At 66.6% G+C, this 22620-nt stretch carries 23 protein-coding genes; 13 read left to right on the top strand and 10 right to left on the bottom strand.

What is annotated here, in order from left to right; translation table 11 throughout:
- Positions 1 to 85 precede the first annotated feature (85 nt).
- Positions 86 to 658, top strand: a complete 573-nt coding sequence (locus BLU18_RS03055) for a DUF8114 family protein (RefSeq protein ID WP_092631299.1) — start codon at positions 86 to 88, stop codon at positions 656 to 658.
- Positions 655 to 1428 carry an RNA methyltransferase gene (locus tag BLU18_RS03050; RefSeq protein WP_092631296.1) on the top strand — a complete coding sequence of 258 codons (774 nt, stop codon included), beginning with the start codon at positions 655 to 657 and terminating at the stop codon, positions 1426 to 1428. The genes BLU18_RS03055 and BLU18_RS03050 overlap by 4 nt, the downstream gene beginning before the upstream one ends.
- Before the next feature lie 4 nt (positions 1429 to 1432).
- Here BLU18_RS03050 and BLU18_RS03045 read toward each other — a convergent pair whose 3' ends face one another.
- Positions 1433 to 1870 (bottom strand): MaoC/PaaZ C-terminal domain-containing protein, encoded by a 438-nt coding sequence (locus tag BLU18_RS03045; protein ID WP_092631293.1) that lies wholly within the window; start codon positions 1868 to 1870, stop codon positions 1433 to 1435.
- A 106-nt stretch (positions 1871 to 1976) separates the two neighbouring features.
- Between BLU18_RS03045 and BLU18_RS03040 the strand changes: the two genes are divergently transcribed.
- Positions 1977 to 3425, top strand: a complete 1449-nt coding sequence (locus BLU18_RS03040) for an ATP-binding response regulator (protein WP_092631289.1) — start codon at positions 1977 to 1979, stop codon at positions 3423 to 3425.
- 1 nt (position 3426) lies between these two features.
- Here BLU18_RS03040 and gatE read toward each other — a convergent pair whose 3' ends face one another.
- The gene (gene gatE, locus BLU18_RS03035; RefSeq protein ID WP_092631286.1) at positions 3427 to 5295 is read right to left on the bottom strand and encodes a Glu-tRNA(Gln) amidotransferase subunit GatE; all 1869 of its coding nucleotides are present in this window, start codon (positions 5293 to 5295) and stop codon (positions 3427 to 3429) included.
- Positions 5296 to 5477: 182 nt separating this feature from the next.
- Here gatE and BLU18_RS03030 point away from each other — a divergent pair, with 182 nt between their 5' ends.
- A complete protein-coding gene (locus BLU18_RS03030) occupies positions 5478 to 6395 on the top strand; it encodes an HpcH/HpaI aldolase/citrate lyase family protein (RefSeq protein WP_092631283.1) in 918 nt (305 codons plus the stop codon).
- 114 nt (positions 6396 to 6509) lie between these two features.
- On the opposite strand, the gene BLU18_RS03025 is transcribed toward BLU18_RS03030, so the two are convergent.
- From BLU18_RS03025 to BLU18_RS03015, 3 genes are all read right to left on the bottom strand, one after another.
- Positions 6510 to 7037 (bottom strand): hypothetical protein, encoded by a 528-nt coding sequence (locus BLU18_RS03025; protein ID WP_092633586.1) that lies wholly within the window; start codon positions 7035 to 7037, stop codon positions 6510 to 6512.
- Positions 7038 to 7072: 35 nt separating this feature from the next.
- Entirely contained in the window at positions 7073 to 7774 is a 702-nt protein-coding gene (locus tag BLU18_RS03020) for a DsbA family protein (protein WP_092631279.1), read from the bottom strand.
- Positions 7775 to 7836: 62 nt separating this feature from the next.
- Entirely contained in the window at positions 7837 to 8205 is a 369-nt protein-coding gene (locus BLU18_RS03015; protein ID WP_092631276.1) for a VOC family protein, read from the bottom strand.
- Between the two features lie 253 nt (positions 8206 to 8458).
- Here BLU18_RS03015 and BLU18_RS03010 point away from each other — a divergent pair, with 253 nt between their 5' ends.
- From BLU18_RS03010 to BLU18_RS03000, 3 genes are all read left to right on the top strand, one after another.
- Entirely contained in the window at positions 8459 to 9382 is a 924-nt protein-coding gene (locus tag BLU18_RS03010) for an acetamidase/formamidase family protein (RefSeq protein WP_218124048.1), read from the top strand.
- Between the two features lie 181 nt (positions 9383 to 9563).
- Entirely contained in the window at positions 9564 to 12575 is a 3012-nt protein-coding gene (locus BLU18_RS03005; RefSeq protein ID WP_092631270.1) for an FAD-binding and (Fe-S)-binding domain-containing protein, read from the top strand.
- Positions 12576 to 12627: 52 nt separating this feature from the next.
- A complete protein-coding gene (locus tag BLU18_RS03000) occupies positions 12628 to 13014 on the top strand; it encodes a cyclophilin-like fold protein (protein WP_092631267.1) in 387 nt (128 codons plus the stop codon).
- A 17-nt stretch (positions 13015 to 13031) separates the two neighbouring features.
- On the opposite strand, the gene asd is transcribed toward BLU18_RS03000, so the two are convergent.
- The gene (gene asd / locus BLU18_RS02995) at positions 13032 to 14069 is read right to left on the bottom strand and encodes an aspartate-semialdehyde dehydrogenase (protein WP_092631263.1); all 1038 of its coding nucleotides are present in this window, start codon (positions 14067 to 14069) and stop codon (positions 13032 to 13034) included.
- 221 nt (positions 14070 to 14290) lie between these two features.
- On the opposite strand from asd, the gene BLU18_RS02990 reads away from it, so the two are divergent.
- Both BLU18_RS02990 and BLU18_RS02985 read left to right on the top strand, forming a co-directional pair.
- Positions 14291 to 16078 carry an acetyl-CoA carboxylase biotin carboxylase subunit gene (locus tag BLU18_RS02990; RefSeq protein WP_092631259.1) on the top strand — a complete coding sequence of 596 codons (1788 nt, stop codon included), beginning with the start codon at positions 14291 to 14293 and terminating at the stop codon, positions 16076 to 16078.
- A complete protein-coding gene (locus BLU18_RS02985) occupies positions 16075 to 17001 on the top strand; it encodes a biotin--[acetyl-CoA-carboxylase] ligase (RefSeq protein ID WP_092631256.1) in 927 nt (308 codons plus the stop codon). Before BLU18_RS02990 ends, BLU18_RS02985 begins: the two co-directional genes overlap by 4 nt.
- Here BLU18_RS02985 and BLU18_RS02980 read toward each other — a convergent pair.
- The 3 genes from BLU18_RS02980 to BLU18_RS02970 are packed head-to-tail and all read right to left on the bottom strand — an operon-like array spanning position 16998 to position 19756.
- Positions 16998 to 17435, bottom strand: coding sequence for a universal stress protein (locus BLU18_RS02980; protein ID WP_092631253.1), 438 nt, complete (start codon positions 17433 to 17435; stop codon positions 16998 to 17000). The genes BLU18_RS02985 and BLU18_RS02980 overlap by 4 nt on opposite strands.
- 53 nt (positions 17436 to 17488) lie before the next feature.
- The gene (locus tag BLU18_RS02975; protein WP_092631250.1) at positions 17489 to 18502 is read right to left on the bottom strand and encodes an amidohydrolase family protein; all 1014 of its coding nucleotides are present in this window, start codon (positions 18500 to 18502) and stop codon (positions 17489 to 17491) included.
- A 30-nt stretch (positions 18503 to 18532) separates the two neighbouring features.
- On the bottom strand, positions 18533 to 19756 hold the full coding sequence (locus BLU18_RS02970) for an HD domain-containing protein (protein WP_092631247.1): 1224 nt from the start codon (positions 19754 to 19756) through the stop codon (positions 18533 to 18535).
- 135 nt (positions 19757 to 19891) lie between these two features.
- Between BLU18_RS02970 and BLU18_RS02965 the strand changes: the two genes are divergently transcribed.
- From BLU18_RS02965 to BLU18_RS02955, 3 genes are all read left to right on the top strand, one after another.
- Positions 19892 to 20074 carry a hypothetical protein gene (locus tag BLU18_RS02965; RefSeq protein ID WP_092631243.1) on the top strand — a complete coding sequence of 61 codons (183 nt, stop codon included), beginning with the start codon at positions 19892 to 19894 and terminating at the stop codon, positions 20072 to 20074.
- 175 nt (positions 20075 to 20249) lie between these two features.
- Complete coding sequence (gene sod, locus BLU18_RS02960) at positions 20250 to 20849, top strand: superoxide dismutase (protein ID WP_092631241.1); 600 nt, start codon at positions 20250 to 20252, stop codon at positions 20847 to 20849.
- Between the two features lie 100 nt (positions 20850 to 20949).
- Positions 20950 to 21216, top strand: a complete 267-nt coding sequence (locus BLU18_RS02955) for a DUF5827 family protein (RefSeq protein WP_092631237.1) — start codon at positions 20950 to 20952, stop codon at positions 21214 to 21216.
- Here BLU18_RS02955 and BLU18_RS02950 read toward each other — a convergent pair.
- Complete coding sequence (locus BLU18_RS02950) at positions 21213 to 21785, bottom strand: MBL fold metallo-hydrolase (protein ID WP_092631234.1); 573 nt, start codon at positions 21783 to 21785, stop codon at positions 21213 to 21215. The two genes, BLU18_RS02955 and BLU18_RS02950, sit on opposite strands and share 4 nt — an antisense overlap.
- A gap of 54 nt (positions 21786 to 21839) precedes the next feature.
- Between BLU18_RS02950 and thyX the strand changes: the two genes are divergently transcribed.
- The gene (gene thyX / locus BLU18_RS02945; protein WP_092631231.1) at positions 21840 to 22583 is read left to right on the top strand and encodes an FAD-dependent thymidylate synthase; all 744 of its coding nucleotides are present in this window, start codon (positions 21840 to 21842) and stop codon (positions 22581 to 22583) included.
- The last annotated feature ends 37 nt before the right edge of the window (positions 22584 to 22620 follow it).

Here is a 22620-nt window from a genome sequence, read left to right as displayed (position 1 = left end):
GGACCGGTGGTCGACGGCGAGGCCACGACTATCAGTCCCGCCGACAACGCGCTCTTTTTACCGGTCGCGACGCTACCTCGGCCCAATGGCAAAGGTCAGCATCGGCCTCCGGGGCTGGCGCTTCGAGGAGTCCGAGGTGTTCACCGAGGACGGCGAGTTCAAGCCACTCGACGAGATACCCGAGGAGCCACGCGAGCGACTGGTTCGGCTCACCTACCTCGTCGAGGAGCCGTGCGACGCCTGTTATCTGGAGCACGGCGACGAGCACATCGAACGCTGTGCGCCGGCGGCCATCGTCTACGGCGAACCCGGCGACGAACTCCTCCTCTGTGACGACCACGAGGCCGACTTCCTCTACTGGTATCGAGAAGCGGGCGGGAAGGCCCACCGCGGCGACCCCGACTTCCGCGAGCAGTTCCACGACTGGTTCGCGAACGGTGGCCGGGCGCCGGACGCGTACGGCGGCCTCGACCACGTCGAGACCGACCCCGACACGCTCCCCGCGCCGCCGGGCCCCGAGGAGGTCCACCAGCGCGTGAACGAGTCCTTCGAGGGACGGACCATCGACCTGCGCGACGACCGAGACGAGGAGACGGGCGACGACGAGGACCTCGACCTCGACGACGTCGACCTCGGCACCGACTACCCGTCACGATGAGCCGGGACCCGCCGGTCGTCGTCGTGGTCGACGCCAAGACGCCGGGCAACATCGGCACCATCGCCCGCGCGATGAAGAACTTCGGGATGACGGACCTGAAGCTCGTGAACCCGCCGGAGCTCGACCCCGACGGCGAGGCGCACGGCTTCGCCGGCCACGCCCGCGAGGACGTCCTCCCGAACGCCGACGAAGTGACCTTCGAGGAGGTAGTCGCAAACTACCACACCGTGGGCTGTACGGCTATCACGGGCGAGGACAGCCGTCGCCACGTCCGCTTCCCGTTCAAGACGCCGCGGGAACTCGCCGACAGCCTACGGACCGTCGACGCGCCGACGGCGCTCGTCTTCGGGCGCGAGGGCCGCGGCCTCGACAACGAGGAACTCGCCCAGCTGGACGAGGTGTGTTCCATCCCCGCCAGCGACGACTACCCCGTCCTGAATCTGGGGCAGGCAGCGACCATCCTGCTCTACGAACTCCGGGACCTGACCGTCGAGGAGACACAGCTCCCGGACGTGGAACGGGAGCGAGCCGAGGAAGCCGACATCGAACGCTTCCACGACTACGTCGGCGACTTCTTGGACGCCAGCGGCTACAAACCAGTCAAGCGAGACAAGACGCGGCGACTCGTCCGCCGCCTCGTGGGGCGCGCCCACCCGACCGACCGCGAGATTCACACGCTGCTGGGCGTCCTCCGGCGCGCGACGGCCCAACTCGACCACCGGTCGGAACTCCTCGACGAGTACGACGAACCCGACCGCTGGGACAAGTAACCTCTCACGCCCGCGCGACGAGCACCAGCGCTTCGAGCGCGAGCACCGTCTTCTCGCCCGCTGTCGTCTCGACGCCCCAGCGCACGACGCCGTAGTCCTCGGTCCCGCTCTCCTCGTCGACGCCGCGAATCGTCGAATGAATCGTGAGTTCGTCGCCGGGGTGGACCGGTGCCGGCCAGCGCAGGCGGTCGAGGCCCTTCGCGCCCATCGTTGCCGTCTCGTCGAGGAAGCCCTCGACGAACAGGCGCATCGACATCGCGGCCGTATGCCACCCGCTCGCTATCAGGTCGCCGTACGGGGACTCGGCCGCTCGCTCGGGGTCGGTGTGGAACCACTGCGGGTCGTAGCGCTCGGCGAATTCGACGATTTCCCCTTCAGTCACCTCGTAGGTGCCGTGCGATTCGCCGTCCCAGCGGTCGACGTCCTCGAAGAAGACGGTCATCGGTCGGTTGTCACACCGCGGGGGCAAGTCGGTTTTCCTCGCTGGGAATGTCAGGCCTGATAACGCGGGCCCAACCAGTTAAGTGGTCGCTGGGTTAGCAAGGGTAATGCGAACTCGGTCGACCGAGCGGATTCGCGTCCTCTGCGTGGACGACCTGCCGTCCGAGAAGCGAATCACCAGCGTGCTCGCCGCGGCCGACAACCGGTTCGACCTGACGGCTGCGTCGAGCGTTCGAGAGGCGGCGAGGCGACTGGATGAGGCCGACTGCGTCGTCGCTGACCAAGACCTCGCGGACGGAACCGGTCTCGAACTACTCAGACTCGTTCGCGAGCAGTCCGCGGACTGCCCGTTCGTGCTCTTCACCGGGTCGGGCAGCGAGGCCGTCGCGAGCGACGCCGTCTCTGCGGGCGTCACGGCGTACGTTCGACGGATACCCGACCGCGACGACCGCGCCGTGCTGTCGAACCGGATTCGGGCGTCGGTGAGTCAGCGTCGAGCGGAGGGCGAGAGCGCGACCCGGCAGGCCGACCTGCGGCGGAGCGAGCGCCAGTTCGAGGCTGTCTTCGAGGACCCCAAGATGCTGGTCGGCCTCCTCTCTCCCGACGGCCGGTTGCGAAAGGCGAACCGGACGGCGATGCTGTTCGTTGACGCGGCCCACGAGGACCTCGTCGGCCGGCCGTTCCACGAGACGCCATGGTGGACCGACGACATCCGCGACGACGTCAGTCGATGGGTGGACCGGGCCGCAGACGGCGAATACGTGGTGTACGAGGCCGACCACAGCCACACCGCTGGCAACTATCGGAGCGTGAGCGGCACCATCCGCCCCGTGACCGACCAGACGGGGACGGTCGTCTCGCTCATCGCCTCGGCCCGCGACATCACGGAGCGGCGCACGCACGAACACGAGTTACAGCGCCGCAACAAGCGCCTCAACGAGGTGGCGAGCCTCGTGTCCCACGACCTCCGAAGCCCGCTGAACGTCGCTCGCGGGCACCTGTCGGTGGCTCGCGACGGCCGTGACGACGACCACCTCGACGAGGTGGCCCACGCGCTGGACCGCATCGACGACTTGGTCGGCGACCTGTTGACGCTCGCTCACGACGGCGAGCGGATGAGCGAAATCGAAGCCGTCGACCTCGAATCGACCGTCGAGGAGTGCTGGCGGAACGTCGCGACCACGGAGGGGCGACTCGATGTCGAGACGAATCTCGTGGTTCGGGCGGACGCGGGCCAACTCGGACACCTGCTGGAGAACCTGCTCGGGAACGCCCTCGACCACGGGGGCGACGACGTGACCGTCACGGTCGGCGACACCGACGAGGGCTTCTACGTCGCCGATGACGGCGTCGGCATCCCCGAAGAGGAGCGCGAGATGGTCTTCGAGGACGGCTACACGACCGCATCGGCGGGGACGGGCGTCGGGCTCTCTATCGTCCAGCGCGTCGCCGACGCCCACGGCTGGTCGGTCGCGGTCGTTGAGAGCGAGTCGAGCGGGACCAGATTCGAGATAACGGGCGTCGAACGCGCGTCACGGTCGCAGACGCTGAACTAGCCTACGTCCGCTTGCCGATTTCCTCGCGGAGAGCGTCGCTGACGACTTCGCCGTCCGCCTTCCCGCGGAGCGCGCCCATACATTCGCCCATGAGCGCGGAGAACGCGCCCATGCCTTCCTCCTCGACTTGGTCGGCGTTGCGTTCGACTACTTCCGCGACGGCCTCGCGCACCTCGCTCTCGTCGACGCCGGAGAGGCCAGCCTCCTCGACGGCCTCCTCGGCGGTGAGGTCGGGGTCGGCGGCCAGCGTTTCGAGCACCTGGTCGACGCCCTCTTTCGCCAGGTCGCCGTCCTCGACGAGCAAGAGGACCGCGCGCAGGTGGTCGTCGGTGAGTCGCTCGACGGGCACGTCATCACGCCGGAGTTCGGTCAGCGTCCCCTCCAGCACGCCCGCGGCGAAAGTGGCGTCGACGCCCGCGGCGACGACGTCCTCGAAGAGGGGCATCCGGCGCCCGTACGCGACCTGTTCGGCGAGGCCGGCGTCAAGGTCGTACTCGGACTGGTAGCGCTCCACCTTCTCGGTCAGGAGTTCTGGCTCCTCTACGTCGCTCGGGTCGAGTTCGACGGGCGGCACGTCCGTCTCGGGGTACATCCGCGCCGCGCCGGGCAGGGGGCGCAGGTAGCGGGTCGTCCCCTCCTGGGTGGCGTCGCGCGTCTCCTCGGGGACGCCCTCGATGGCCGTCTCCGCTCGCTCCGCGACGGCGTCGATGGCCAGCTCCGCCGTCTCGGTGTCGTCGGCGACGATGGCGACGGCGTCCTCGGGGCCGGCGCCCACGGCATCGCGGAGCGCGTCGACTTCCGCTTCGGTGACGCCGTAGGCTGGCAGCTCGTCGGTGTGGAAGATGCCGCCCGCGCCGTGGCGCTTGGCGTGGTCGGAGAACTCCGTCCCCAGTCGGCGGTCGGGCTGAATCTCGCGGCCGACGAGGCCGTCGAAGCCGTAGAGCGGGACGGCGGTGACGGAGCCGCCGGAATCGAGTGCGCCGCGAATCACGCCGCTGTCGGTGTCGGCGAAGGTGTCGGTCACGTCCTGCGGGTCGCCGACCGAGGCGTCGCGCGCCGCGAGTTCCTCGGCGATGTCGAGGAGTTCGACCTGTCGGCCCACCTCGTAGCGGACGATTTCGTCGATTTGGTCGAGCGCCTGCACGCCCTTGATTTCGACGCGCGCACCCTCGGCGATGGAGACGTTCACGTCCTGGCGGATGGTGCCGAGGCCGCGCTTGACCGACCCCGTCGAGCGCAGGAGCATGCCGATGCGCTCGGCGGCCTCGCGGGCCTGTTCCGGACTGCTGATGTCGGGCTTGGTCCCGATTTCGACCAGCGGGATGCCGAGTCGGTCGAGGCTGAAGCGGACGCCGCCGTCCGTCTCCTCGACGCGGCCGGCGCTCTCTTCCTCCAACAGGAGGTCCTCGATGCCGACCGGCCCCTCGCTCGTCTCGATTTCGCCGTCCTGTCCGACGAGGGTGGTGCGCTGGAAGCCGGAGGTGTTGGAGCCGTCGACGACGATTTTCCGCATGACGTGGGCCTGGTCGACCGGCGTCGTGTCGAGGAGGGTGGCTATCTGCATGGCCACGTCGAGGGCTTCGTCGTCGATGCGGTGGGGCGGTTCGTCGTCCTCTTCGACCAGACAGGTGGTGTCGAAGGCCAGATACTCGAACTCGCGGTCGACGCGACTCTCCTCGACCGCCGCCTCGTCGAGTTCGCCGAGTTCGCTCTTCGTCGGGTGGAGATACCGCGAGAACCGCCGCGTCGACGCCTCGGGTTCCCGACGCTCGGTCGGGCACGCACAGAACAGTTTCGTCGCGGTGTCGAGTTGCTGGTGAATCTCCAGCCCCGCGACGAGACCGAGTGCCTCGTAGTCGTACTCGCTCATTGCGCGTATCTCTACTCGGGGAGCCTAAAAGCGTTCAGTCTGCGGTCCGTGGTGGGGTGGTATCGTTTCGCATTCGACCATTGTCGACAACGGACGAAAACGGGCTCGTCAGTCCCCGAAAATGCAGATACTAAGGAATCTTTATCTGGCCGTGTGCGGCTTTTATGTAATGGTGAAAGCACATGTCTGAAGACGTCGAACTCCGGCGAACCCAGCTTGCGACCCCGGCTAGCGACCCCGACTTTATGGAGAGCGCGTCTCGGAGCGACGCGGACGAGGTCTTCCTCGACCTCGAAGACTCCGTCGCCCCGAACGCGAAAGTCGAAGCCCGTGAACCCCTCATCGAAGCCGTTGAGGAACACGACTGGTCCGACAAGATTCTGTCGTTCCGGATGAACGGCATCGACACGAAGTGGTGGTACGACGACATCATCGAGGTCGTCGGCACCGTCGGTGAGCAGATTGACGACATCATCGTGCCGAAGGTCGCCGGTCCGAGCGACATTCACACGGTCGAGAACCTCCTCGAACAGGTCGAGGAGAACAACGGTCTCGAAGTCGGCGCCATCGGTCTCGAACCCCAGATCGAGGACGGCGATGGCATCCACAACGTCTACGAAATCGCGCACGCTTCCGACCGTCTCTCTTCGATCATCTTCGGCCCCGGCGACTACTCTGCCGCGATGGGGACGCCCGGCCTCGACATCGGGCAGTTCCCCGACTACCCCGGTCACTACTGGCATCACGCGCTCTCGGAGTGTAACTCCGCCGCGAAGAGTGCCGGTCTGCCGTGTCTGGACGGTCCGTACGCCGACATCGACGACCCCGAAGGCTTCCGCACGTCCGCGGAGCGCGCCAACATGATTGGCTGCGACGGCAAGTGGGCCATCCACCCGAGCCAGATCGAACTCGGCAACGAAGTCTTCGCCCCCGACCCGGACGTCGCCGAGCGCGCCGAGCGCATCGTCGACGCCTACGCGGAAGCGATGGAAGAGGGCAAGGGCGCCGTCTCCGTCGACGGCCAGATGGTCGACGAAGCCACCAACAAGATGGCTCAGGAAATCGTCGCCAAGGCCCGCGCCGCCGGCATCCTCGACTAACGACCCCACTCTCGAACGTCTTCTCGTTTTTTCATACGGTTTATTGTAAGTCATCACCGGTAGTTCGCCGGCCCGTCTCGGCGACCCACCGGCAAACAGTTACAATAATCCGTCTCACTCCACCGGACAGCCGCGAATCTCGCCGCCGCGCATGCCGTCGGCCAGCCAGTGAATCGACAGGACGAGCGCCACCAGCGCCAAGAGTGCGAACTCCAGTCCGTCGAGTGGCAGGAGCGTCACCAGCCCCGCGACCCCAAAGAGCGAGAGGACGCCCGCGAGAATCGCCGACCCACAGGCCGCACACCCCGCGCCGAGCGTGCCGAGGACGACGCCGAGGAGGCTCCCGCCGCCGCTCTCGGCCGACAGTCGGTGTTCGCGCACGTGGTACGAGACCAAGGCGATATCGACGCCGACGAGAAGAGCCACTGAGACGACGAGCAGTCCAGTTATCGGGCCGTAGGAGGTGCCGACGAACGGATACAGTTCGAGGAGAATCGACGCCGGCACGCGGCCGGCCAGCGCGTCGCCGACGACCGGCAGGTTCTGCGACAGGACGAACCCCGTGAGCGCGACGACGGCGGCCACCCCCCCGAGAACGGCGTAGCCGGGGACGCCGAGGACGAGGCGCGCGGTCCGGGCCATGAGACGCCAGTCGGCGCCGCGGGTGGGGAGCGAAATCACAGCTCCAATGCCTGCGTCACGAAGTCGAAGCTCACCGACCCCGTTGCTCGCGTCCGATACTCGCCGTCCCGGAAGAGGAAGACGGTCGGCGTGCCGCTCACGTCGGCCGCCTCTGCCGCCGACACGTCCGTCTGGACCGCCTCATCCATCGCTCCGGACTCTGCATCTGCGACGACGGCGGCGGCGTCGACGCCGGTCTGTTCGTCGAGGAACGTCTCGGTCCGGTCCAGTACGTTCTCGGTGTCGAAGGCGTCCTGTCGCTCGAAGTAGTGGCCGAGGAGCGACCAGAAGGCGTCGGCGTCGCGGGCGTAGGTGGCTTCGAGGGCGTGAATCGCCGGCTCGCCCCACGGGTAGACCAGCGGCGCCGTCCGCACGACGAACGCCGCCTCGCCGGGGTCGACGAGCTCGCGTCGAATCTTCGGAACGGTCGTTTCCTCGAACGCCGCACACCGGGGACACGAGGGGTCCTCGAAGGCGACGATTGTCGCCGTCGCGGTGGCTGGGTCGGGGCCGAGTCGTGGCTGGGCCGCGAGCGCCTCGCCAACGGGGTGGGTATCGAGAGTCGACGGGTCGTCCCCGGTTCCGTCGCTCCCACCATCACTCCCGCGCCCCCCGACACACCCGGCGCCGACGACGCCGACGCCGCCAGCAAGGAGTCCGCGTCGTGTCACGTGCGTGGCGCCGGCTGTGTCGTCCATGGCGATAGGAGGGACTGCCAGCAAAAAGATACTTCGCCGCGTGGGTGCGGCTCGCGCACGACCTATTCGAGCGGTTCGACGAGTTCCACGACGTGGCCGTCGGGGTCCTCGATGAACGCAGTGCGCGCGCCGGCGGCGGGCTGGTCGCCCGGCTCTTCGACGACGCCGTAGTGGTCGACGTCCTCGAAGACGGCGTCCACGTCGTCGACGCCGATGGCGAGGTGGTCCCACGCCGTTCCCTGCTCGAACTCGGTTTCGCCCTCGGTCTCCGAGAGCTGGAGTTCGACCCCGTCGGGGTCGGCAACGTAGCGGTTCTCCGTCTCGCCGTCCGGCGTCTCGAACGACCACGATTCCTCGAAGCCGAACTGCTCGTAGAACTCGATGGACTCGTCCGCGTCGGCAACGTTCAGGCAGACGTGAATCAGGTTCATTGCGTCTCGCACTCGCCGCGCGGGCGACAAAAAGATGGCTGAACGCCTCAGACCGCGAGGTCACGACCGATGGCGAGCATCTGCCGTCCGACACCGCTTGTCCGTACTGCGTCCAAACGATGCGATTCTCTCCAGTTATTCGGTCCTGTTTTGTATTCGGTGACTATTTCTCACTATTAGGAAATATCATGTAACTATATCCCAGAATAACAAAATATATTACAACTATTGCGTCTATAATCAAACGAAAACCGTGACGAAACACCAACTCACCGAAGACGTTCAAGGCGAGTACCACTACACGGTCGGTCCGTACGCCGAGCCAGTGCTCGAAATCGAACCGGGCGACACCGTCGAGGTGGAGACCCACGACGCGTTCGGAGGGGCCATCGAGACGGAGGACGACCTGCCGAGCGAGGTGCTCGGTGATTACCTGAATCCGCAGAACGGCCCCATCTACGTCGAGGGTGCGGAGCCGGGTGACGCTCTCGCAATCACCATCGAGAGCATCGAGCCGCGCGGCCCGCAGCCCCGAGGGACGACGTGTACGGTCCCGAACTTCGGGGGTCTTTCGGCGACGGATCGAACGGCGATGCTCCACGACCCGCTCCCGGAAATCGTCAAGAAACTCGACGTGACGACCGAGGGGACGGTCTGGAACGACGACATCACCATCCCCTACGAGCCGTTCATCGGAACGATCAGCACGTCACCGGAGATAAACTCCGTCGACGCCCTCACACCGTTCAAACACGGCGGCAACATGGACCTCCCGGACGTCCGCCCCGGCAACACCGTCTATCTGCCCGTCGAAGTCGAGGGTGGGTACGTCTATCTCGGCGACTGCCACGCTGCGCAGGGTGACGGCGAACTCTGCGGGGTCGCCATCGAGCACCCGACGAACACGACCATCACGGTCGACGTGGTCGAGGACTGGGAGCTCACGTGGCCGCGGCTCGAATCCGACGAGTTCATCATGAGCATCGGGAGCGTCCGACCGATGGAGGACGCCGCCCGCGCCGCGTACGCGGACCTCATCGCGTGGCTCGCCGACGACTACGGCTTCGACGAGATGGAGGCGTACATGCTCCTGACACAGGTCGGCCACGTTCGCCTCGGTAACATGGTCGACCCGAACTACACTATCGGCGCGGGCATCAGCAAGGAGTATCTGTAACACCGCCGAGAGTGCCTCGCGCACCCCCAGGCCCTCGTTCGATTTTGTCCGAGTCACGTGCTAGCCAGTATCGAACGCGGCAACTATTACGCCTCATAAATCATTATAATCGCCGGACGGCGTGGAGGGGGTCACATTCGGTAACGCAGGAGTTATAACCGCTGAGTGCGGTGTGCGACGCATGGCCATTGATGAACATTCATCGGGTTTAGACACCTCAGCCGATTCGCTGGGGCACGACCATCCCGACGCTGACGAGTACCAAGCACTCGCCGAGGACCTTCGGGCCGGGGTTCAGGGGGACGTCTCCTTCGACGAGTACGCGCAGGTGCTGTACGCGACTGATGGGAGCATCTATCAGGCAAAGCCGGCAGGCGTCGTGCTGCCGCAGAGCGTGAGCGACGTGCAACACACGGTCGAAGTCGCCGCCGAACACGGCGTCCCGATTCTGCCGCGCGGAACGGGGTCGTCACTCGGTGGGCAGACGGTCGGACCGGGCTGTGTTGTCATCGACTTCACGCGCTATATGGACGACATCGTCGACGTGGATCCCGACGACCAGCGGGCAGTCGTGCAGCCCGGCGTGGTTCAGGACCATCTCGACAATCGCCTCGCGAACCACGGGCTGAAGTTCGCCCCCGACCCCGCGTCCTCCAACCGGGCGACAGTCGTGGGCGGCATCGGCAACAACTCGACGGGTGCACACTCCGTCCGCTACGGCATCACTGACGCCTACACCGAGGAACTCGACGTGGTGCTGTCTGACGGGTCGCTGATTCACACGAAAGAAATCGTGCTCGACAGCAGCGAGTGGGAGGAGAAAGTCGAGGGCGACGGCCTCGAGGCCCAGATTTACGAGACGACGCGCCGCCTCGTTGAGGAAAACGAGGAGGAAATCGACGACAAGTACCCCGACCTCAAGCGGTCGGTGTCTGGCTACAACCTCCAGAAGGTCATCTACGAGAACGACGCTGGCGAGGAGGTCATCAACCTCTCGAAGCTCTTCGTCGGCGCCGAGGGGACGCTCGGCGTCATCGTCAAGGCCGAGGTGTCGCTCGTCACTCTCCCCGAGGAGACGGCGCTGGTGCTGTACTGCTTCGACGACCTCGTCGAGACGATGCAGGCCGTCCCGGAGGCACTGCAGTTCGACGTGGGCGCCGTCGAGTTGATGGACGACGAGGTGTTCCAACTCGCCGCCGACTCGACCGAGTACGCCCAGTACGTCGAGATGATTCCGGAGGGAACGAAGGCGGCGCTCATGCTGGAGTTCGACTCCGAACTCGTCGACGACTTCGAAGACGCCATCGCGGAGACCAACGACTACTTCGTCGAGAACGGTGACGCCTTCCACGCTATCGAGGCCTACACCGAGGAAGACCAAGCCGACATCTGGAAGCTCCGCAAGGCCGCGATTCCCCTGCTCATGGGGATGAAAGGCGACCCCAAGCCGTACCCGTTCATCGAGGACGCGACGGTGCCGCCGGAGGAACTGGCCGAATACGTCTTCGAGTTCGAGGAAGTGCTCGAGGACCACGGCACCTCCGCCGCCTACTTCGCCCACGCCGGGAGCGGAACGCTCCACATTCGACCCATCCTCAACCTCAAAGAGGACGAGGGCATCGAGAAGATGCACTCGATTACGGAGGACGTGACCGACCTCGTCCTCGAACACTTCGGGTCGTTCTCGGGCGAGCACGGCGACGGGATGGCCCGGACGGAGTTCAACCCCAAGATGTACGGGGAGGAAATCTGGACGGCGTTTAAGGAACTGAAGACGGCGTTCGACCCCGACTGGCATCTGCATCCGGGTAACGTCGTCTACCGCGAGAGCGCCGACGACATCGGCCCCGACTCCGAGCGCGGCGTCGGCGCCGACATGCGGGAGAACCTCCGCTACGGGTCCGACTATCAGTCCGTCGAGCCCCAGACGGCGCTCGATTTCGAGGACGAAGGCGGCTTCTCCGACCTCGTCGAACTGTGTAACGGCTGTGGGACCTGCCGACAGACCGACTCGGAGGTCATGTGTCCGACCTACCGCGCCAGCGAAGAGGAGATTCAGACGACGCGTGGTCGCGCGAACATGCTCCGCGCCGCCATCAGCGGCGAACTCGACGAAGACGAAATCTACTCCGACCGATTCCAGGAAGAGGTCATGGACCTCTGTGTCGGCTGTAAAGGCTGTAAGAGCGACTGCCCGACCGGCGTCGACATGGCGAAACTGAAGACGGAGGTTAAACACCAGTACCACCAAGAAGAGGGTGTCAGCCTCCGCGAACGCGTCTTCGCCAATATCGACACGCTGTCGAAAGTCGGCTCGATGTTCGCCCCCGTTTCGAACATCGCGCCCAAGATTCCGGGCGCCCGCGCCGTCATGGAGGAGGCACTCGGCATCTCGCGCGAGCGAGAGCTTCCCACCTTCTCGAGCGAGAGTCTCGAATCGTGGTTCGAGAGCCGCGGTCGGTGTCAGGTCGCGCCGAGCGAGGCCAACGACCAAGTCCTGCTGTTCCCGGACACCTACACGAACTACATCTACCCCGAAGCGGGGAAGGCAGCGATTCGCGTCCTCGAGGCGGCGGACATCTTCGTCCGCATCCCCGACGACGTGGCGCCGTCCGGTCGCGCCGCCTTCTCGTCGGGGATGCTCGACTTGAGCCGCGAGCGCGCCGAACACAACGTCTCGGCGCTCCGCGACGCCGTCGACGACGGTTGGTCGGTGCTGTTCATCGAACCGTCCGACGCCGTCATGTTCCAGGACGAGTACCGTGACCTGCTCTCTGGCCCCGCCGTGGAGGCCGTCTCCGACGCCGCCTACGGCATCATGGAGTACGCCGACGTGACTGGGATGACCGACGTCGTCGACTTCGGCACGCCCCGACAGTCGCTGTCGTACCACGGTCACTGCAACCAGAAGGCGACCAACAAGGACCACCACGCCGTCGGTGCCCTGCAGGGCGCGGGCTACGAGGTGGATTCGCTTAACACCACCTGCTGTGGGATGGCTGGTTCCTTCGGCTACCACGAGGAACACTACGACATCTCGCAGGCCATCGGCAGCCTCCTCTTCGAGGAAGTCGAGGAGAGCTCCGGTGACGTGGTGACGGCGCCCGGCGCTTCCTGTCGTTCGCAGCTCGGCGACGAGTACGACGACAACCCGCCGCACCCGGTCGAGAAGCTCGCGGACGCGCTGGACTAACGTCGTCCGGGCGTCCCCGGGATATATAGCGACTCGCACAGACTCCTCCGCCATGTCACAGGCGGACCTCGTCGTCACTGTCGACGACATGGAGATGGACACAACGTGGCTGGACGAGAGCCCGACGACGCGAGAGGCGATTGCGGACGCCCTCCCGCTCTCGGGGACGGCCACGCGCTGGGGAGACGAACTCTACTTTCGAACGCCGGTCGACGTCGACGCGGAGCCGACGGCTCGTGCGGAGGTCGAACCCGGCACGCTCGCCTACTGGCCGCAGGGCAACGCGCTCTGTCTCTTCTGGGGGCCGACGCCGGCGAGTAGCGGGACGGAACCGCGGGCCGCGTCGCCGGTGAACGTCGTTGCCCGAGTCGACGACCCGTCGCCGCTGTCGAGACTGGCGGACGGGGCGGGCACGACGATGCGCGTGACGGACGGATAGAAAACGAGCGGCGGCGTCTACAGGTAGCCGTTCTCGTGGAGGAGTTCGCCGTTGAGGAGGCTGGCGCCCGCGGCGCCGCGGACGGTGTTGTGTGCGAGGCAGTTGAACTTCACGCCGTTCTCGGTCGACTGCACGCCGCCGACACAGATCTGCATCCCCTGACCGCGCATGCGGTCCATCCGGGGCTGGGGTCGCTCGGGGTCCTCGAAGACGTGAATGAGCTGGTTCGGCGCGCTCGGGAGGTCGACACCGGGGAACTCCCGCATCGCGTCGGCCACGTCGCTCACTTCGGGGTCGTCGTCGAGGTCGACGAAGGCGTTCTCGAGGTGGCCGTCGAGCGTGGGGATGCGGTTACACGAGGCCGCGACGTCGGCGTCGTGCCACTCGATTTCGGCGCCGTCGAAGTCACCGAGCAGTTTCCGGGACTCCGTCTCCATCTTGTCTTCCTCGCCGCCGATGTGCGGGATGGCGTTGTCGAGGATTTCCATGGAGGTGACGCCGGAGTAGCCAGCACCGGAGACAGCCTGCAGCGTCGAGACGTTGATGCGGTCGAGGCCGAACGCCTCGTCCAGCGCCGCCAGCGGCGGAATCATGGTGATCGTCGAGCAGTTCGGGTTCTTGACGAGCGCCCCGTCCCAGCCGCGTTCGTCTCGCTGAACCTCGATGAGGTCGAGGTGGTCCGGGTTGATTTCGGGAATCGTGAGCGGAACGTCCTCTGCGAGACGGTCGTTCGAGGAGTTCGAAGAGATGACGTAGCCGTCGCGCGCGAAGTCCTCCTCGACGTCGACGGCGACGCTCGACGGGAGCGAGGAGAAGAGCAGGTCGATGTCGTCCGGCACCGCGTCGGGCTCGGTGCGTCGGACCGTCGTCTCCGCCACGTCGACGGGGATGGGCGTGTCGACGCGCCACTTCGCCGCCTCGCGGTAGGGCTTGCCCGCGCTCTCGTCGCTGGCGGTGAGCGCCGCGAGTTCGAACGTCGGGTGGTCGTCGAGAAGCTGGATGAATCGCTGTCCGACCGCACCGGTGGCACCGAGGATACCGACTCGTACAGACATTACTCTCCCGTGTGGGTCACTCGCATAAGGCCGTTTGGATTCGATGCTCGGAGGGTGGGAAGTGACCGAACGAACGGCGCGCGACGCTCGTGGTTGTCGCCGTCAATCAGCATCGGCGATGTCGACTGCGACTCGACAGCCCAGACGGCTGGAACGCCGCACGCGTCAACGTCGCTCTAATGACCGATACACTAACGGGGGGATTGGTCGTACAGACCCGCATGTTCAGGAAAGTTCTCGTCGCGAACCGCGGCGAGATTGCGGTGCGCGTCATGCGCGCGTGTGAGGAACTCGGCGTTCGAACCGTCGCCGTCTACAGCGAGGCCGACACGGATGCGGGGCACGTCCGCTACGCCGACGAGGCGTACAACGTCGGCCCGGCCCGCGCCGCGGATTCGTATCTCGACCAAGAGGCCGTCCTCGAAGCGGCACAGAAGGCCGACGCCGACGCCATCCACCCCGGCTACGGCTTCATGGCCGAGAACGCAAAGTTCGCCGCCCGCGTCGAGGAGAGCGACTGCACGTGGATTGGCCCGCCCTCCGACGCCATGGCGCGTCTCGGCGAGAAGACCAAAGCGCGAACGGTCATGCAGAACTCCGGCGTCCCCGTCGTCCCGGGGACGACCGAACCGGTCGAGGACCCCGCGGAAGTCGAAGCGTTCGGCGAGGAACACGGCTACCCAATCGCCATCAAGGCCGAGGGCGGCGGCGGTGGGCGCGGGATGAAAATCGTCCAGTCGCCCGACGAAATCGAGGACCAACTCGCGGCTGCCAAACGCGAGGGCGAGGCCTACTTCGACAACGACTCCGTCTATCTCGAACGCTTCCTCGAAGCTCCACGTCACATCGAAGTCCAAATCGTCGCCGACCACCACGACAATGTCCGTCACCTCGGCGAACGGGACTGCTCGCTACAGCGTCGCCACCAAAAGGTCATCGAGGAGGGGCCGAGTCCGGCGCTCTCGGACGACCTGCGCGAGCGAATCGGTGACGCCGCCCGGCGCGGCGTCGGCGAGACGAACTACACCAACGCCGGCACCGTCGAGTTCCTCGTCGAAGACGGCGAGTTCTACTTCCTCGAAGTCAACACCCGAATTCAGGTCGAACACCCCGTCACCGAGGAGATAACGGGCATCGACATCGTGAAAGAGCAGCTTCGGGTCGCCGCGGGCGAGGAGATTAGCTTCACGCAGGACGAAATCGAGGTCGAGGGCCACGCGATGGAGTTCCGCATCAACGCCGAGAACGCGGCCAACGACTTCTCGCCCGCGACGGGGCGGCTTGAGACGTACGACCCGCCGGGCGGTATCGGCGTCCGCGTCGACGACGCGGTCCGGCAGGGCGACGACATCGGCGGCGACTACGACTCGATGATCGCCAAGTTGGTCGTCGGCGCCAGCGACCGCACGGAGTGCCTCGCACGCGCGGAACGGGCGCTCCGCGAGTTCGACATCCAGGGCTTCCACACCGTCATCCCGTTCCACCGGCTGATGGTGACCGACGAGCGATTCACCGCGGGCACGCACACGACCAACTACCTCGACGAGGAGCTCGACCACGAGCGCATCGAACGCGCCGTCGAGCGCTGGGGGCCGGACGAAGCCGAGAAGAGCGACGACGACGAGGAAGTGACCGAACGGGAGTTCACCGTCGAAGTCAACGGCAAGCGCTTCGAGGTGAATCTGGAAGAGCGCGGCGCGCCGCCCGTCCCGACAGTCGAGGGTGATCGCGGCGGTATGGACCGGCCCGAGGCCGCCACGAAAGACGATAGCGGCGGGGCGGCCGCGCCCGGCGACGGCGAGCAGATAAGCGCCGAGATGCAGGGGACGATTCTCTCCGTCGACGTCGAGGTGGGCGACGAGGTGGCGGCCGGCGACGTGGTGCTCGTCCTCGAGGCGATGAAGATGGAGAACGACGTCGTCGCCGAGGCGGGGGGGACGGTGACCGACGTGCTGGTGAGCGAGGGCGACAGCGTCGACATGGGCGACCCGCTCATCGTCCTCGAATGACGACCACCCGACGACGCCTCCTGCGCGTCATCGCCGACGCCGACGGCCCGGTGTCGGGGCCGGCACTTGCCGAGGAACTCGACGTTTCGCGCGCGGCCGTCTGGAAGCATGTCGAGGCGCTCCGGGAGGCGGGCTTCGGTATCGAGAGCGACACCGACGGCTACGCCCTCCACTCGGTGCCAGCGTACGGCGGCGACGCCATCGCCGTCGGTCTCGACGCACCGTACTCCGTGGAGTACCACGACCGCCTCCCGAGCACGAACGACCGCGCCCGCGAACTGGCGGTCGAGGGTGCGAGCGATGTTCTCGTCGTCGCGGGCGAGCAGACGGGTGGGCGCGGCCGTCTCGACCGGGCGTGGGCCTCGCCGCCCGGCGGCGTCTACGCCAGCCTGCTCTGTCGCCCGGACCGCCCGCCAGCGCACGCGCCGATTTTCACCCTCGCCGCCGCCGTTGCCGTCACGCGCGCCTGCCGCGAGGCGGGCGTCGACGCCGTCATCAAGTGGCCAAACGACGTGTTACTGGCGGGCGACGAGCGAAAACTTGCGGGGATTCTGACCGAGATGGAGGGCGAAGCCGACCGGATTTCGTGGCTTATCGTCGGCATCGGTGCGAACGTCGACGTTGCCGCCGCGGACCTCCCCGAGACGGCCACGAGCGTTCGCGAGGCGGGCGGGACCGCCGACCGCCGGCGCTTCTGTCAGCGCATGGTCGAAGAATTTCACGCGCTCGACCCCGAGGACGTGCTCCCGGCGTGGCGCGACCACGCCGTGACGCTCGGGCGAGCGGTGCGCGTCGACACGCCGGGCGGGGTGGTGGAGGGCGAGGCCGTGGACGTGCGCTTCCCGGGTGCGCTCGTCGTCCAGACCGACGACGGCGAACGCGTCGTCCACGCGGGGGACTGCGAACACCTCCGCCCTGCCTAGTCGACCGGGACGGTCGTCACCGGAATCGACGACGCTCGGATGACGGACTCGGCGACGCTCCCCAGCAAGAGGCGGTCGATGCCGCCCCGGCCGTGGGTCCCCATCACGACGAGGTCACACCCCACGTCTTCGGCGTAATTGACGATTTCGCGACTCGGCTTCCCCTCCGTGATGACCGTCTCGACGGGCACGTCGGCGGCGTCGGCGAGCTCTTCGACGCGCGCCACGGCTTTCTCGGCGTCCTCCCGGAGGAGACGGTCGACGCTTTCCCACGACGACTCCATCCCCAGACCCGCGTAGGCGTCCGTGCTCAGGACGTAGAGCGCGTGTACGACAGCGTCGTTGATCGCGGCCACCTCGATGGCGTGGGCGATGGCTCGCTCGACGCCGTCCGAGCCGTCGGTCGGGACGAGAATGTGCTCGTACGCTGCCATGGGTATTGGTATCAGGCTACGCTACATAACTCTTGACACGGTCGAGACTCCGCCTACAACACGACGCGCTGTACGTCGTCGACGCCCGCGCGCCGGACGACAGCCCGGACGGGGTCGCGAGCACCCGCGAGGTTGTCGGTGTCGCCGTCGAGGACGAGCAGTTTCGCGTCGCGCCCGGGTTCGACGAGTCCGCAGTTCGCGTCGACGAGGTCGGCGCCGTTTATCGTCGCCATCCGCAACACCTCCTCGGCGGGCACGCCGCCAACCTTCGACGCGAACTCCATCTCGCGGAACATCGACGGGCTGTTGAGCATGACGTTGTCGGTGCCGAGCGCGACGCTCGTCCGGTCACAGAGGTCGGCGATGGGCGGCGTGCCGACGCCGGTGACGAGGTTCGACCGCGGGCAGACGACTACTGGGACGCTCTCGCGTTCGATTCGGTCCAGATGGTGGGGTTCGGGGTGGACGACGTGGACGAGGAAGGTGGGGTCGAGGTCGAGCGCCGGCGAGAGGTCGTGTGGGTCGCGTTCGCCCGCGTGGATGCCGAACGGCTTGTCCGCGGCGCGGGTGGCGGTGCGACGCTCCTCGAAGTCGTCGTCGCGGGCACCGCTGGCGCCGAAGCCGTCGCCAGCCTCCATCGCGGCGACCGTCTCGCGGCCGAGGACCGTTGCCTCGATGTCGAGGCCGTCGAGTGCGTCACGGATGGCGCGGACGCCGTCGACGCCGCCCTCGCGGAATTCGACCGTTCGGGCCGTCCCCGAGCGCTGCATGAAGCGGAGCGAGCGCCGCATCGCCTCGACTTTCTCTTTGGTCGAGGCGGCGCGGAGCAGTCGGTGCTTGAGGCCGTCCGGCGGTGCGACGAGGTCGTCGAGCGAGAGGCCCGCACCGGCCTCCTTGGCGATGGAGTCGCCGATGTGGGTGTGTGCGTTGACGAACGCGGGGCAGATGATGGCGTCCGAGTCGGTCTCCGTCTCCTCGATGGCGACGATTTCGCCGTCGTCGACGACGACGCGACCCTCGACGGGGTCGAACGCCCGGCCGCGGAGGACGAGGCCTTCGAGTTCCATACCGTCACCGGGGTCGCGCGGGCCTTGAACCTATCCGAACTCGTCGAGGGTCGCGTCGAGGCCGCCGCGAACCTCCGAGACGGGGGCGCCGTCGACGTCGAGACCGAGCGTTCGGATAGCGATGCGGCCGACGCGGTCGACGGCGGCCGCGGGGGCGTAGACGCCGAGTCGCCACTGGTTGCGCCCGGCGGTCCGGAGCGCACTCACAAGCGGTGACTGACGGTCGAGGCGCCGTATCTCGCCGTTGACGACGACCCGCGACGACGACTCCCGAATCTCCGGTTCGGGCGGCACGTCGAGGACGACGGCGTCGGGGTCGAGGTCAGCCTCGTCCGCGATGTCGCGTTCGAAGTCGCGGATTCGCTCGTGGTCGGCCGTCAGGAGTGCGTCGGGCACGTCGGCCAGCTCCGCCCACACCGCGCGCTTGTAGAGGTCGCGGGTCGAGAGGCGGTCGGCGAAGTCGGCCGTGGCGTCGGTGCGCCGGAGCGTCACGAGGAGGTCCGAATCGTCCCACCGCCGAACCGTCTCGGCGTCGTAGTCCGTGGTCGTCAGGAGGCGTTCGGTCGCCCGCCGGAGCATCGCCTTGCCGATGCGGGCGACGTGGTGGGTGTAGACGGTCGGGTTCATGAGTGCCCGCGCTAGGAGGAGGCTCTCGGCGGTCTGGACGTTCCCCTCGGCGAGGACGAGTTCGCCGTCGACGAAGGTGAGTTCGCGGACCAGTCGCCCGTGGTCGATGGTGCCGTACGGGACGCCGGTGTGGTGGGCGTCGCGGACGAGATAATCCATCCGGTCGACGTCGAGTTCGCCGGAGACGAGCTGGCCGTAGCGCCCCTCGCCGGCGACGAGGTCGGCGACGGCGCTCGGGTCGAGGTCGTGGTCCCGGAGGACGGCACCGACCCGGCCGCGGGCGAGGAGGTCGTCCACGTCGTCGTGGAACTTGCCCGTGTGGCGATAGAGGAGGCGTTCGACGTTGTGGCTGAAAGGGGGATGGCCGACGTCGTGGAGGAGGGCGGCGGCGCGGACGCGTTCGGCGGCGCGGCCGGCCACGCCGAGGTGGTCGAGCGCCTGTGAGGCGAGGTGGTAGACGCCCAGACTGTGCTCGAAGCGGGTGTGGTTGGCCGACGGATACACCAGCGAGACGGTGCCGAGCTGTCTGATTCGGCGGAGTCGCTGCATCGCCGGCGTGTCGAGCAACGCCTCGGCGACGCCCGTCACCTCGATGTGGTCGTGGACGCTGTCCTTGATCGTCGCCATGGCGGCCCTTCGCCGTCCTGCAGTATAGTCCTCGGGGCCGTGAACCGTCCTCGCCGAAACTGCGGGGACCGTACCTGTTATCCGGTGGTGGGAATCACCGGAACACTTTTTATTTCTGTGTCGAATATTGCGTGTATGGGAATCCCTAACGCGGCACTGTATGGCAGTGTAGGTGGACTCGCGGGGCTCGCGGGCGTGTACATCACGTACGCCAACCCAGACTGGTTCCTCGCCGTCCTCCCGGTGATGTTGCTGGCAGTGGCACTCTACATGTACCAGCTGGAGCCCGTGGTTTCGGACGGCCCCATGCAGGGCTGACGCCGTCGCTCTGAATCGATTGAGGCGACGGTCGATGGGTTCGAACGACCCCTCGGGATGTCGGCGCCCCGACGAACCGCTATTTTGCCCGCACGACAGCCCATGAGAGAGGTTAGCGTACGGTTCCTCAAAGCTTAACAGCGTCCCGATACATCAGACTAATGGAGGTTACATCATGAGCTACGAACTCGATCCACTGCCGTACGACTATGACGCTCTCGAGCCGCACATCTCCGAACAGGTACTCACCTGGCATCACGACACCCACCATCAGGGCTACGTGAACGGCTGGAATAGTGCCGAGGAGACGCTCGAAGCGAACCGCGAGGACGGCGACTTCGGCTCCTCGCCGGGGGCCATCCGGAACGTCACCCACAACGGTTCCGGACACATCCTCCACGACCTGTTCTGGAACTCCATGTCGCCGGAGGGTGGCGACGAGCCGACCGGCGATCTGGCCGACCGGATCGAGGAGGACTTCGGCTCCTACGAGGCCTGGAAGGGCGAATTCGAGGCCGCTGCCGGCGCTGCCGGTGGCTGGGCGCTGCTGGTCTACGACAGCTTCTCGAACCAGCTCCGCAACGTCGTGGTCGACAAGCACGACCAGGGCGCGCTCTGGGGCAGTCACCCCATCCTCGCGCTCGACGTCTGGGAGCACTCGTACTACCACGACTACGGTCCGGCCCGCGGCGACTTCGTCGACAACTTCTTCGAGGTCGTCGACTGGGAGGAGCCGAGCGCTCGCTACGAGCAGGCCGCCGAACTCTTCGAGTAACGCGACGACTCGGCCGACCTGACATTTCTTTCGACGCCGTTCGGTGAGTGGCGACGCTAGCAGTCGGTAGCGTTTACGGGCCGGCCCGCCAACGACGGGTATGCCGCGAGCCAAAGACGCGTTCGACGAACTCTACCCCTGTGAGTTCTACACGCCCGAAGAGTTGCTCGACGCCGACCAGATGTACACCATCGCCGAAATCGGCCGGTTGCTCCAAGGCCTCGAACCCGACGCCGAACTCGACGAGGGGACCGAAGCCGTCCTCGTCGACTGGGCGGTGCCGTGGGTGATGGTCAACGCCGGCAACCTAATCATCGCCGAACCGCCGACCGACGACGACCCGGGCTACTACGGGCTGAAGACCTAGCGCCGCGCCGCTTGCCCCGCGCGTTCGATGGTCGCGTACGCGCTCTCGGTCACGCTCGGCCCGTGCCCGGCGTGGAGAGCGCCGAGGTCCGGGTCGACGGCGTCGTGGAGGCGGTCGATGCTCCGAATCAGCGTCTCGCGGTCGCCCTCCTCTAGGTCCGTCCGCCCGAACGCCCCGTTCGCGAACACGAGGTCGCCCGCGAAACACACCGACGCCGTCGGCGCGTACAGGCAGACGTGGTCGTCCTTGTGTCCCGGCGTGTGGAGGACGGTGTAGTCGTGGTCGCCGAGTCGGACCGTCTCCCCGAGTTCGGTGTCGACGGCCGGTTGGCTGGGGTCGTAGCCGACCGTCTCCACGTCGAACGCCGCGCGCACGTCGTCGACGTTCCCGATGTGGTCGCCGTGAGTGTGGGTGAGGACGACGGTGTCGAGGCCGTCGACTCGTGACTCGATTTCGGTGACGACGTCGAAGTTGGCGCCGGTGTCGACGAGGGCGGTCCGGTCACCGGAGACGAGAAAGACGTTGCTGGTGAAAGCCTGCACGTCCGCCGCGAGGTTCTCGACTGCCATGGCGACGGGTAGCGGTCCAATACGTTTAGGTGGTCCGGGGTACCCCTCGAAGCTATGGAGGTCACACTGCTCGAAGCGACGCCGGACCCGGAGCGCGTAATCTGTACGGCGGCGCGAAACGACTACCTCACGGAGTTCGTCGGCGACATCTCCTTCGAGGAGGCGATGGACGAAATCGAGGGGGAGACGATAGACGAAAAACGGCGGACGCTCATCGGCCACTTGCTGGACCACGGCCACTTCGGCCCGTTCGAACACCCGCAGGCGACGTTCGCCATCAAGGGCGTCAGCCGGTCGTGTATGGCCCAGATAACCCGGCATCGCCACGTCAGTTTCGACATCCAGAGCATGCGCTACGTCTCGTTCGACGACGTCGACCCCGAGGCCGTCGAGGAGGGCGCGATGGTGGTGACGCCGCCGTCGGCGACCGACCCCGACTGGATCGGCCGCAACCAATCCAGCGGCTCGGTCGACGAGGAGACGGTCGCGGAACGAGAGCGAATCTTCCGCGAGACGGTTCGGAACTCGGTGGAGTCGTATCAGGAACTCCTCGACCTGGGGATGCCGCCCGAGGACGCCCGCTTCGTTCTCCCCATCGGCACCGAGGTCAACATCGTGATGTCGCTGAACGCCCGGATGCTGATGCACGTCGCGGACATGCGCGCCGCCGCCGACAGCCAGTGGGAGATTCGCGAGATGACCGAGGACATCCTCGACCTGGCCGCCGAGTGGTGTCCCGCCACCTTCGAGCATTACGAGGAGCACATGAAGGGCCGCAAGAACCGCCTCGCCCCCTGAACGCACGCGAACTGTTCGATTTGGCCGCCCCCTTTTA

Source organism: Haloplanus vescus (genome assembly GCF_900107665.1).
Taxonomy (GTDB): Archaea; Halobacteriota; Halobacteria; order Halobacteriales; family Haloferacaceae; genus Haloplanus; species Haloplanus vescus.
This window is presented reverse-complemented; position numbering and strand designations above follow the sequence as displayed.